At 23.1% G+C, this 15424-nt stretch carries 2 protein-coding genes; both read left to right on the top strand.

All coding sequences use genetic code 11. The features are described 5' to 3' along the window. The first annotated feature begins 2649 nt into the window (after positions 1-2649). Positions 2650-4023 carry a replicative DNA helicase gene (dnaB, locus tag GFV14_RS01345; protein ID WP_457914547.1) on the top strand — a complete coding sequence of 458 codons (1374 nt, stop codon included), beginning with the start codon at positions 2650-2652 and terminating at the stop codon, positions 4021-4023. Between the two features lie 8527 nt (positions 4024-12550). Continuing rightward, a complete protein-coding gene (gene lipB / locus GFV14_RS01350) occupies positions 12551-13186 on the top strand; it encodes a lipoyl(octanoyl) transferase LipB (protein WP_457914548.1) in 636 nt (211 codons plus the stop codon). Positions 13187-15424 lie beyond the last annotated feature (2238 nt).

Consider the following 15424-nt stretch of genomic DNA (forward strand, 5'->3'; position numbering starts at 1 on the left):
TTATTGAAAACATTTAAACGTTACAGATGTTTATTTTTTTAATATATACTAGTCTGTGCATATGCAATAGAAGTGTTACATTAATCATGTTAACAAATATCAAATTTAACAGTGTTGTCAATCGCTGAGTGATAATTATAAGTTTTTTTAGTTTAGATCTTATATTATTATATTTTTATAAGTATAAGTATAAGTATAAGTATAAGTATAAGGATAATTGTATTTCTCAGTATTAAATAACTGTATGTTTATCTATCGAAATTAATAGATATTTTTAGGTACGTACGTTTATTTTCCTAAAGTTCAATATTAAATTTTAAATGTGTTTAAAACACATTGAAAGGTCGTACTGTAGTAATATCTATATTAATATTAGACTTATTTAAAATGCATGGTATGTTTAGATCATTCTGCTGTCTATTCTTTATTTATGTTTTAAGTGTTTTACGAATATGTCTGATTATTATGTAATAAAGACGGTGTCTGATGTGGATACTTTATAATGTTTTATGAAGCAGAACATTTGAAAATAGTAAGACTGTTTATCAAGCGATTATGTAAAATAGTTATTAAATTTGATGTTTTTATTTTTTTAATTTTCACGCAAGAACCTAAATTATTCAATACTTTTGTAGAATAATATATACATATATTATTAACTTTTATTCATCAATACCTAACATTAGATATTGTGTATATTATTGATAACTGTTATTTTTAAATATTTATTTAAAAGACTGTCGTGATTAAAATAGTATTATTCATTTTTTAGTTTATTTCAGTACATTAAAATGAAAAATTTTCTTATAAACATGAAATGATAAATAACTTTCCTTAAAATTGTTTGAATATCATTTGTTAATATAATAGATAAAAGATAAATATTTGCGTCTGATTATTTTATATAAAGAATTGTCACACAGCTTTTTAAATTTATTTTATAGATTTATAAGACACGTATCAGTAAAAATATTTTTAAATAGTTAAATTTTTTACTAAATTAGTATATTACTGATTTTAGGAGTTTTTCTAAACTTACGGATTCTTATATTTTCTAGACATAGTTAATAATTTTACTATTTCTAGATTTGATATTTTATGAAGTCGAGATTTGTAATATTTTAACATGAGTTGACATCTTACTTTTTTAAATGTAACGATACCAGCATGTAATAATAGAATTTAAACTGTTTTTTAATTGTACTGAAAATATTTTAGATATTTCAAGTGAGTAATAATTTGTTTAATGATGAATTACAGTACAATTTATTATTCTATTATTTTGAGTATATAAAATACGTATAAAATACTTAACTACATTATTTTTTGATAATTATAATTAAATCTAGGAGATGATTTTTCTTACTTAGCAAGAAAAATTATACGTATAATCTATCTAAAATTTTTTTCAAATTTAATTATTTTAATATATTTTATTAGCATCAGATAATTTTATATTATATAATCTTATATTAAAAAAATTTTTAATAATTTTAGACTGTGTTTTTCAGTAGTCAGAAACAGATATGTTACGAGGGAAACAATTTCTATAAGGGATTTTATGAGCTGTTTTATATTTTAAAAGAATATCAATGTATTTATTTTCAAGTGATTGTCCGTCAAAAGTACTGCATATTTTTCTAACTTTAGAATAAGACACTCATAAAAAAAAGACATCTTGTTTTTTGAAAACATGTTGATAATATAGTTAGTGAGATTTCTATTAGAAATAGGTTAAAAAAATCAAGATCATTTTAATACGAAGAATTTTAAAATACAGACATGTTGCATATTTTTTATCAAAATTGATCACATCTTTTAAAAGATTTTTAGTCTTATCTGGTAGATTGTATAATATATATTACAGTTTCCCTCATGTAGATATATATCGTGACAGAAACTCTTACAAATAAAAATTTCTTTTATCACATGTAGTTAGTAGAAAGTTATTTATATTTCTGAAAATCTACTAAAAAAAATTTTTATGATAGTATATGTCATATACTAAGTATAATTATCAAGGTAGCGAAATTTAATGAACTGTATACTTTTAATTTCATTTTTACTGTTAAAATGTAAAAATTTCAAGATATGACAGATATGTTAGTTTATCTATAAAATATTACTAAATTCAGAAGAGTGGTGCAAATATTTCAATATTCACATTTAGTGTATTCATATAGCATTTCGTGTCTTCTTGTTGTGCAGACAAACACTTGATCCATTCTTAGGAACTTACTTATTTAAATTTGATTTAAATTATTTAAAATTACTAATATAACTTTTAACAGAAAATTTAAATGGTGTGTATTAATGAAATAATTGTATTAATAGAATGTTGGTTATTTTAGTTAAAAGTATTTATGTTTGGTAGTGCATATTAAATAAATTAAAAATTTTGATAATATAAAAGTTAGTCATACGATTTTATTGTATTACACTGATATTAAATGAAACACGACATTGTGTCGTTAATATTTTACAACAACTATTTTAAACAACGCTGTTGATAATAATTAATATTTATCTTTAGAAAGAAAAAAGAAATGCGCTTCTCAGTAATATTCACGAAAAATATATAAACACTAATATCAGATATGTCAATTATAAAATATAAGTAAAAAATACCTTTTAGACAACTGAAGTTGTATGTCTTACGATCAACGAATGGAAAAATTAAAGTTTCTACCACACTCTATCGAAGCAGAGCAGTCAGTATTAGGCGGTTTGATGCTAGATAATGAACACTGGAACACGGTTTCCGAATGCATTATCCAAGAAGATTTTTATAGTTATCCACACCGTATTATCTTCGCCCAAATGAAGATCCTGTTTGAACAAGATCAACCAATTGACTTAATTACATTATCAGAGTCACTAGAGCTACAAGCTAAATTAGAAAGTGTTGGTGGTTTTGCGTATCTTGCTGAGATATCAAAAAATACTCCAAGTACTGCAAATATTAATGCTTATGCGGATATTGTTCGTGAACGTGCTATTGTCCGAGATGTCATCTCAGTCGCTAATGATATCGCAGATGCTGGCTATAAGTTTCAAGGATATAATAGTAAAGATTTACTAGATTTTGCAGTAACGAAAGTTTTTCAAATTGCAGAATCAAGAATTAATAAAAATATAGGACCAAAAGAGATTGAAGTCATCTTATCAGAAACTATCGAAAAAATAGAAAAACTCTATCAGAAACCTCATTATGGCGTGACCGGGATTTCGACAGGTTATCAAGATCTTGATAAAAAAACTTCAGGTTTACAATGTTCTGACTTAATTATTGTTGCAGCGCGTCCATCAATGGGGAAGACGACTTTTGCGATGAATTTATGTGAAAATGCAGCAATGACGGAAGAGAAACCTATTTTAATCTTTAGTTTAGAAATGCCAAGTAATCAAATTATGATGCGTATGTTGGCATCATTATCTCGTGTTGATCAAACAAAAATCCGTACGGGTCAGTTAAATGATGAAGACTGGGCGCGTATTTCTAGTACAATGGGGATTTTATTAGAAAAACGTAATATGTATATTGATGACTCTTCTGGTTTAACGCCGACAGAAGTTCGTTCACGTGCTCGACGACTGTATCGGGAACACAGTGGGTTAAGTTTTATTATGATTGATTATTTGCAGTTGATGCGTGTTCCTGCGCTATCGGATAATCGTACTTTAGAGATTGCAGAAATTTCACGTTCATTAAAATCGTTAGCTAAAGAACTTAACGTACCAGTAGTCGCGTTATCACAGCTTAACCGTAGTCTTGAGCAGCGTGCAGACAAACGTCCTGTTAATTCGGATTTACGTGAATCTGGTTCTATCGAACAAGATGCTGACCTTATTATGTTTATTTATCGTGACGAGGTCTATCATGATAACAGTGATTTAAAAGGAGTTGCTGAAATCATTTTAGGAAAACAACGTAATGGCCCAATCGGTACGGTTCGATTAACATTTAATGGACGATTATCTCGTTTTGACAACTATACAGGTCCTTTATATGACTATGAATAATTGATTGTAGCTTATTTATTTTACTTTAATCTTAGAATCTAAGTGAAGTGTATAATATTAATTCAATATTTTATATACGTATTTTAAAATAAAAATAATATATATAATTATCATTGCGTTAATTAACCTTGCTGTTTTAGTATAAAATTTGCAATAGAGAAAAGAATTTACACTATATATCTGAATAATTTTAATTATAAAATAAAATGTTTATGATTATGAATGTAGTTAAAGGAAGTACAATACCATTTTGATAACTCTTAAAAAAGAGTTTGAAAAATGGTATTTCTATCTTAAAGAAGAACTAATTTTAAGAAGGATACTATGCAATTCTCTTATAGAGTTACTTGATAGTATTGTTTAATAAACTAATTTCTTTATTATTTTAATGTTCAATCAATACACTTGATTAATATATCGGAAAAATGACAATATTTGAAATAGCAGTATTTACTGAGCCGTTAAAAATCTATATGAGAATAATACTAAATATCTTGATGTGATGTATTTCTTCAATAAGTATACATGTATCATGAATATTAATGAGATTCTATTACATACAAAGCATGTATTAATATTGAAAGCTATTTTATTCAGTTTTTAATTCATGATTTTTTGGAGGTCATTCATTCAAGTGATTGACTTAAGCTGTTTATTGCTAATAAACCTGTTAAGAAAGTTATTTTAAATTCTACAGATTTCTTTAGTATGGCTATAGATTGATTATACTTGAGTTAATACAATAATTATTATATATATCTCGATTCCTTAACCAGGGAAATAACTTAAAATTTATTTTCAAATCATCTTGAAGTCAACGATTACATTGACTGTTTATAAAATTTATTTAAATATTTTAAAGCAGGATCAAGACAATAAACACTAGCTTGATACGCTAAAACTATTATTTCAATTTTACTCAGTATATTTTGCCTCTAAAAGTATTGAACTAGTTTTCTCAATAATAATGTTTAATGATCTATAGTGTTATGAGTTCTAGTAATAGTGTGACGTTTATTGTTTTTCGTTATTTCTGCAATGTCTCTCTATCTAGATAGATACTATAGATAAAATTTATCTTATATAATTATTACTATAATACACGATGCGAGTTGATATGTAATTTTGTTTAGTTTATAAAGTATTGTTAAAAAATTTTATTTATCACATTGATTGCTTTAAATTTAATTAAATAAATTAAATTTTAAGTATGTACAGCTATCTTTCGTGTAACACTAAAGATCTTTTTCTTCTGCTGCATAGTTTTTCATAAAAATATTTATATTTTAATATTTTTTATCAACAAATAAGGAAGTTTCATCAGGGTTCTTAACTATTATTAAAATATATTTTTCCAACTAATATTGTAAATACCAGATTCAGTATATTTGATTTTTTTTGATGATTTATATTGTTAATTTTTAATTAGTAATATGTGATTTTATCACAGTAAAAGAATTTTATTTAGCTACTACTATAGATAAAAATTTTTAAAATATGTGATATTACATACAATACTTTAAAATAGAAAATTCTTAAAATATGTTAATTTTTAGGCGCTTTTAATAAATATGTAATTGATTGAGATTGTATTAGGTTTTTACGCTAAGTTTTTATAAATTTAATAAAACATATAAATCATTAGCTTTCAGAAGATTTAAAATAGATTTTGAAATTCAAAGTATTATAAAATATAAGTTATTTTAAATTAATAAGAGTAAATTATCAATAGATTATTATTTATAAATTTTACTTTTAAGAATGAATTGATAATAATTATATATTATAAAATAAGTATTTTAATGTGACCATTCTATTACTATATAACATAGTGAAGGCTGATGAGATAAATATATAAAATTTCATCAGTGTTAGGAATAATATAAATAAAATCAATCTTTGTGATATCGAGTGAACTTTTAATTAAAAGTTTTAGATAATTCAGAATGTCAGTAGTATATATTTATTGATATAGAAAAATAATTAAATAAATCAAGTACTTTTTAAGTAAATAATTACAATATATAATTCACAGAAAATTAACATAAGATACCAAAAACATATTATCAATGCATCCTCATATTCATTTTTTTTGGTAAGATTTCTTAGTATCAAAGTAATACTGATAATATAAAAACATATATTTTATATATGCTGTTGTATTTAAAATGAAGTTATAAAGAAGTTAATAGTACTAAAAATTATTAGTATGTATTATTATCTAAATAATGACATTATAATTATATTAATAATGTTGAATGAAAAACTTCTTTATAATATTTATATTCAGAAAAATGTTTAATACATAATTCTTAATATTTTTATTATAAATATTCTCTTTAAAATTAAAGAGCATTCTATACTTTTATTAAAAATAATAAAGTGATTTTTTATAAAATTGATACGAAATAAATCAATTATCACTATTATTATGAATATTATCAATTTATTATAAATTCCTATTAAATATAACACTTTTCATATTACGTGTTAGTATTTCAATATTTTCAGTGCAAATATGCGCGCACTAAAAATCACTGATACTTTAATTTTCTGTATTAGTTATTTTTTCTTAAAGTTTGTTTATTTTACTGGTTACATTACAAGTTAGATAAATCAATGATATTATTTATTCATAATGAGTGTTTACTTTTACTGAGTGGGAGTAATGCTTATATAACTTGTTTTTTATATTCGCGAAGTCTCTTTTGTCTGTAGACTCGGTATCTACTGTTTTCAGAGAAGTTAGTATCCATGCTAAACGACTATTTAGTCTTTCATTTTTACTTAAATATTTATCGGAAAAGTATCGTATTTTTAGTGGTTACGTATTAAATTTATTCAATGATATTAAATGGAAAGTTATAAGAGGTTTTATATCAAAGAATATAATAAACATGATTGATATGTATAAATCATATAGATCTTAATTACTATGTAGTACTTAAAAATGACTGTATTATAAGTGATTATTATTAGTTTATCTGATGTTTAGGCAATGACTATATTCGATATATTCAGAATAGTGTCATGAAAACACTGATTGGCATATTTTAGCTATTTATATTATTAAATTTTCATGATATTATTTACTGTTTTGAGTGATCAAAAATTAGTGTTACGTGTCTTATTAGCTGGTTGTGTATATACAGTCCAAAAATTCATAAATTAATATATTAGTTTTTTTGTAGGATGGATACTTCTATGATCATATCTTTTTTGTAATAATGAAAAAAGATTTTATTAGCGAAAATTTATTTACAAGATATGTTTTCAAATTTGAAAATATAATATTTCTAATGAGCTGAGTTATCTTAATTGCAATTTTTAATCTACGTAAAATTAATGTTTTTTCTAATCTGAACAAGATTATTATTATTCTTCAAATAAGGGTGATAATTAATATGTATGTGTTTTATTATTTATGGTGTAACAGATAGTAAAAACATGTCTGAAATATAGACTTTCGACCATTTATTGATGACACAACGGAGATTGTGTCGTTTTTTATCAGAAGAAAATATTTTATGTTTTTTATTTTTCAGTTTTGATAGATGAAGTATATTATCTGAAGAAATATTTAGTGCGGATAAAATAATGTCACGTATTATTTTTTACGATATTAGTTTTTAGTGTGATTTTTATTTCGGGATCATTCTTGTTACAATGGTTTATTTCAGCGCTCTCGTGTTGTTAAAGCATTAACAACTTAACCGGATGTTGTTAAGTTTATTTTTAGTGAGTTTTCTGAATTTGTTATTGTTGTATTGTCATCTGTTACGGTATTAATACTGGGTATAGGTATGGAAATACATGCAGGAAGTGCACATTTTGTGTATGTTATGGATATTATTAATGTGTTTCCAAAAAAAAGTTTTTAATTATTTCAATCTATAATATCGTATATCTTCACAATATCTTCTGGTGAGTATATTGATTTAGGTGCTATTTAGTTTGAAATAGATTCTCAATAGCATTGATTAATTTTAGAGAAATCATCACTTGTAATTGTAGTTTTGTGATACGCCCGTAATTAAGGAATTCTTTATTTGAAAACGACTTATATAAGAAGATAAAATCTCTTGAATTATTTCATTTCTCCTATTATTATAACCCTTATAACGTGTTTATTATGCTTAGATATTAAAGGTAATTCTATACATATAATTTAGTATAAATTTTAAGAGGTCTTATTTGTATTCTTGTTTTGGAAAAATCATATCGTAACTTTGTGTTTTAAATGACTGATAGTTTATTAAGTTGATGAATAATTCATGGAACATTAGAGATTCTTTCACTATTTCATCTCTTATGAATATTAAAATTTGTTGATTATCTGTAAGATAAAATCCGGAATTGTTTTAATCAAGTTAAATTATTTCTTGCGTACCAAATTAAAACTCTTTAATTATAAAATAGTGTGCAGGTATAACATTTTTTCTTCAAAGGTAGTATGAGATTCAACAAGATGATATCTTTTTGTATATGTTACGTAATACAACAAAGTGGATTAACAGTAATTTTTTAGTTAAGGTTATTTCGCAGTGAGTAACTTTTATTATTTATAATAAATAGTAAAAGACGTTAGATTATTTAAGAGATTGTCTCCAGTAGTTTTAAAGAATACAAGATTTATTTCTATGCGCTATTACGTTTTTTATATTTAAGAGATGATTCTAGGGTAATAACTTCTTATCTTTTATATCTACATCTAACAGTATATTATTTTTTTAAATCATTATTTTAGATATTGTTAAGAATAGATTTAAAACATTACATTTTATTTTATCTTCTGAAATTAAGATTGCAATAAAATAAAATATTTTTTGTGATATTTTATGAATTTACTTCACTTTTTAAAAGTGAGAATAAATTGATTAAATAGTTTTATACCGCTATATAACGTTATTTATATTTATAAATTAAAGCGTTATTAGTTATGTATAAGATTATATGTTGATTATAAATCATTCCTGTTAATACTTTTTAAGTATTGTAGAATATAGGAATAAATAAATTAATACATGCTTTTCATAGAAGAATATTCCTCTTATCAAATTCTCGTGATTATATTAATAATAAAGATAGATAATAATAGATTGTCTAGTAATATTAAAGAATGAAAATTAATGTTTTTACATATATATTAAAATATACTGTATTAAAGAAAGTATTCGTTTCTCAAATGAAAGAGAGAATATCGATAAAATTAATATTCACTGTTAATTATATACATTGCTCTTAGTAAGCGCGAACATTTTATATGAAATTAATGATGTTTTCGAAAGATATCTTTAATAAATCTCCAAATAATTACTGCAATCGTTAACTCAAAGCAAGGAAAAAAATAAAACACTTTGTTATTAGATTTTTTTAAATAAGATCTTAATACATATTTTATATGTATCTCATTATGCTTGTTTAAAACATAAAATTTATTAAGATATTGAGAAAAATCGGAAGATTTAAAAATTGTTTTTTAAAAATAGTATAATACTTGATAAGTGTATCAAGTCTAGCTGTCATCACCGTAAGTATATAGAAATTCACAGTAAAAATTTTACGTTACCTAATGATTGAGAATAATATTTAAAAAATCTGAGATGAGAAAAAATTTTTTTTTAGAATTCTTAAAATATTGAGATCTAATATTTTTGTAAGGAAATATATGTATTAAAATTTTACAATATTCAATTTATTTATATTATATATTTTCTCACCAGTAGGTCCCAGTTAGATAATCATGTAGAAGGTTATTAAAGTATAAAGTAATTTCTCTATTTATGGGTATATTGTAATTGTAACTATAAGTTTCATTTCATTTTATTTTTATATATTTATAAAATGTATTATAAAAGTTTATTATAATGTCATATGTTTAACTAAAGAAAATACAGTGCATTGAAAAATATCTAATTGATATTAAGGAATTGCATAACATTGGATGAAAGATCCTAATTTAAATTACAAGGATTGAGAATTATAAAAATGATCACTACATGTCAGCCTGTGTTAATAATTATTTTAAATTGAGTTATCGGCTTTGCTAAACATACTTAGTACTTGCGTAATTGATTGTTTTCTTAATAAATTCTAGCAGTCATTAATTTATGTTAGTGATGATTTTATTTACTATTGATAGAAAGATTATTGAATAAAGTATTTTAACATTTAGCACTAATTTTTAAAATAGATTGTTTAAAATTATTGAGAAAGAAGAACCTATAATTCTAATCTTTTTTAATTGTCTAACAATTTACCATGAGAATAATATCAGCATTTAATATTCGTGTTAATATATCATTTAGAAATTATAGAGATAAATACTAGGTAAGAATGTGAATAATACATTTTCAATCATATGGAATGCAATTTATTTAAATAAATCATTAGATAATTAAGTTCGTTACCTTGAGTGAGTAAAATATAAGTCTCTACTACAATCGGGATTATAGGTTTTACGAGCTATACATATACTACGCGTAATTTTTATGTGTTAATAATCATCAAAGTTATCTTAATACTCTAGTAACTAAAAAATATAAACATATATTGTCTAGCGGATTTTTAATACCTGTTTTAATAAATATTAGTTCTTTTCTGACGATTTGTATTTCTAAAGTATTTAGTAGTCAGATATAAGTACTCTTAGTAGAAAAAAATTATTAAAATCAGTTTGTTTAATATACGATAGTAAATAAAATATTTTATATATTAATTTTTAAACACCTTGTCAATTTGCAGTTTATGAATAAATAGATATTTAATTTATTTAAATATTATAATTACGTTACCGGGCTGTAAAATTTGATCATTTTAATAGTATACACAGATCATGATATTTAAAAAATACTTTGAATAAATATTTGTAGACTTTGTGGTTAATGTATATTTATTTTCTCTGAAATTTTTAAGAAGACTCTATTTTTTTTGATCAACTATAATTTCATGCAAAGTTTTAGCTAAAAAATAATAAAATCTTGTAAACATCGTAAGCAATGACTGACTAAATTATTTAGTAATCCATGAAATCCACTAAAATTAGTGATTAAGGCATAATAAAAGTGAATGCAGATTCTTAAAAAATAAGTAATCTAATATGTAAAAATTTTCTCTAATGTTTTTAAATTCTGAGCATTATCTGAGTACTTTTTAGTTTATAAGTAAAAATCAACTTGCAATGCGATCATGATTTTCAGTATAGTTCAGATTCTGATATAATTTTAAATTACTTATTCATTAGAATTTATATATAAAAATAACTTATATATTAATAATATACGTAAGAATAATAACAGACTTATTCAGAATAAAAGCTGTTCTATTAAAAATGTATAATAGTCATTTTATTGTGTATAGATTACATTAGTTACTTCTCTGACTAAAGATGTAAGAGGTCTAGTCTCCTTTGAATTATTAGGAACAATATAAGAAGCGTTATAATATACAAATTTAACATTTTTAATTGACGGTTTGTGTTTTATAAAAATAAAAATACTATAAGAAATCTTGTTTTGATTTCTAAATTTATTTAGTTTATAGATACAATGACTGTATACTTTAGTGTAAATAAATATTTATTATGAGTTGTTTTAGTGATATTTAACAGATTTTAAAATGAGTGATGATTTTTGAATACAAACTTATACTTCATTAGAAAAGAAAAAAATTAATGTTATTATTTAACGATCAAAACTACTTAAAGCCTATTAGTAATATTGAAAATATTTAATTAGATATTATTTTAGCTATGTCATTCACTATATAATATATAACTCACTATTGATAATTGTTTTAATTAACTTGTAGCAGTTATGTATTATTTATATTATAATGACTTGAAATGCAATAAGATAATTAACTCTAATTAATCATATTTATGTCATGAGTAACATCATAAAAACAATAAAACATTTTCTGTGCTAATTCTTTTATCAAGCTATATGATTAGCGTAGCCTATTTGATTTGCATAAGTCACTAAATTAGTTTTTTGTTATTCATAATGCAATTTTAAATCTAAAGTGAAGAGTATAGTTAACTACAACTTTACCTGAAGTATAATTCATATTAATAATATTGAACAAGTTTTTATTTTTTTGAAACATTGAGTGAATTAGAATACTTGAAAATAGAAAATATTTTTGTCTAAAAGTAATTGGAAATTGTAAGTATTTTAATCTACTTAAATTTATTAAATAATTGTTTCACTTTATTGACAAATATTAAGATGATTTTTAGAAGAGATCATTATATATATAAATTTTACTAGCGTGAATGATATTTAGTAAGATATTTTATGATTAAGTAATAATGATTAACAGGTGATAAGTTATGTAGCAGTTTTATTTTTTTAGATTGTTAAACTCTATTATCATAAAATAATTAAGATATTTTATAAGAATTAAAGAATGTTTATTTTGCTATTCATCTTTAATTATGATTAATATAGAATGTATTCGAAATACAAATAATACTAGCGATATTTAGCTAGTATTATTTTATGAATTATAGAACGTTAATGTAGATATGAAAGCTTTTTTAGAAAGAGTTATTATTTTACGTCAATTAGGGCTTGCTCCTTATCGAGAGGTTTCTGATGCTATGCATTCATTTACTGAAACTCGTATTCAAGATACTATTGACGAATTATGGTTTGTTGAACATTTTCGTGTCTTTACTCAAGGACAAGCGGGTAAAGCAGAAAATATTCTCGCACCTGGTGATATACCTGTAATCCAGAGTGATCGAGGTGGTCAAGTGACATACCATGGTCCAGGTCAACAAGTAATATATGTAATGTTGAATTTAAAACGCAATAAAATTAGTGTTCGTGATTTAGTTTCTGCACTTGAAGGTACTGTAATTAAAACACTTGCATATTATCACATCAAAGCTCATGTATGTTTAAATGCTCCAGGAGTATATATCAATGGTGAAAAGATTTGCTCATTAGGATTACGCATTCGAAAAGGGTGTTCGTTTCATGGGTTAGCTCTGAATATTAATATGGATCTTGAGCCTTTTGACCGTATTAATCCATGTGGATACGCAAAATTAAAAATGACACAGATGTGTAATTTTATTCCGAAAATAACTTTATCTAATGTACAAGATGTATTCATTCATCAGTTTTGTGATACATTTGGATTTCATATTTTTTAATATATTATACTATATTTTTTTAAAATATTGCATAGATCAATAGTAGATTTTTGAATTAATTTTTATAAAAATTCACTTATTTAATAACTTAAAAGATAATTAGAAATCTGATAACTATCATTAAAAATCTGATAACTATCATTAAATGAATGTAGATAGAATGTAGGATTCAATATTTTTAGTATCAAAAATAGAAATTATCATTGTGATAAACGCTATTACTAGATGTGAAGAAAAAATCTATATATAGCCAAGAAATTGCGATTGTAATGCTGGATAATAGTTTAATTATGTATAATACATTGTATTTTAACTTTTTTTGTATATTTTGATAATTGTATTAGTAATTGTTATGATCTTCGTAGCGATGTTATTTATCATCCTTTTTCTCGGATATTGCTTATTCTTCACTAAAGAGTTTAGATTTATTGAAATCTTTTAAAGTTAATAAACAATAAAATATATAATATTGCGTTATGTCATAATAATTATCTTGATTAACATTTCTTGCATCATAATAGAATGTTAGATCTTTTTAATTTCATCGACGTAATTCATGATAAAAGCATTAAACTTAAAATGTAAATATTAATTTGTAAAATTTGTTTCAAAATAAATCTCGAATTAGATATTTTATTGCAATGATAGTACTATAGTATAGTAGTTTTACTGTAACTTGAAAATATACTATATATTTATCTTCAGGTGTATTCAGTTTTGAACTATTAGATGGTTATTTTGTATTATTCAATATATTTTAAAATGAAAGCTAAGTATTTTAAGACATTTTAGAGCAATTATATTTAGTTAAAATAAATAAAGATATTATTAAATATTATATATGATGTATAATGTGGTGGTATAATAATGCTGAAATTTTGATTAGGATCGGTAACCTGATCTCTGTTATTTTTAGTGAAGCATAGTTTTATAATGATAGCTATAATATATGTTAATATTATTAGAATGATACATTTAAACAATTTGTATAATGTGTTAAAGAAACTGATTGAATAAATATTACTTTAAATGATTGAAATGGCTAGGCGTAAGAAGGTTAAATAAGATGAAATATCTAAAGCATGGTACTAAACTGAAATCAGTTGATTTAAGTAATCTCATTCGCTTCTTTAGTTTTATATTCTATTGCTTGTGAATAATCCATTACTTTATAAAAGATCAGATTAAATTTAGATACTGTTTGTTTTTATTTCAATACGTAATTAATATCATTTAATTGTTATTTGTTTTTTTTGGGATATGATTCCTTTTAACTAAGAGGAATTATTGTGTTTAATAAAATATACTTATACCCAGCGTGCATTATAAGTGATGTTATTAAAACAAAGTTAATGATCATTGTTTTTATTTAAAAAACATATTGTAGTCAAAATAACTTTTATTCTTAATAAAAATAATTTAATATTGTACATTACTATAAAAAGTGTTTCCTGTTTTTGTATGATATTTTACCTTTATATTTTAAAATTGTTAAATAAAACCTATGCTTATCAAGTGTCTTTTATAGTCTCTTGTTAAATTTTTGTTCCAATAACTAAAACATCACTGAATCTATTCGTACATTCATATGCAGATGAGTAATTAATTTAGTTTTTTATTGTAGCAAAATTCAAAACTATATAGATATTTTCTTTGATTATTTCAAATGTTTATAAAATTAATTTATTCAATAAAATCTTGCATATTTTTTGAAATTGCCTCGTGGTCAAATTTAAATATTTTTTAAAATACGAACTGACTATGATGCAACTATATCTTTAATTAAAAAAATATTAAAACTATGAACTAAATCTTAATATGTAAAATCAATTAACAGATTAACTAATTCTTAAATTATATTTTATTTTTTAAAACGTAATTCTTTATGTTATTTTTTAGAAAAAATTATAGTAATAATGTATAATTTATAAAGATTATAATACATTAAATGTATCTCGATCAGACGTTAAAAAACTGACTATGGAAGTTAGTGTATATACAGTGTTGGTGCACTTTTATTGGTCTTAACAATAAGTGCTTATTAAATTCATGCTACATAGCCATTTCCTGGAAAGAGTATTTATATATAAATACTCAAACGTTAAAAAGCATTTGTAACAACAGATAAGCCTGCTAAAATATATATTATAAAATATAATACACGCGGTATTCATGAACAGTAGTCCGAATGTTAATATAATTTTATTATTTATCTGTACGTAAGATTAAAAATACAGA

The organism is Candidatus Hartigia pinicola (assembly GCA_020541205.1).
GTDB classification, from domain to species: domain Bacteria; phylum Pseudomonadota; class Gammaproteobacteria; order Enterobacterales; family Enterobacteriaceae; genus Hartigia; species Hartigia pinicola.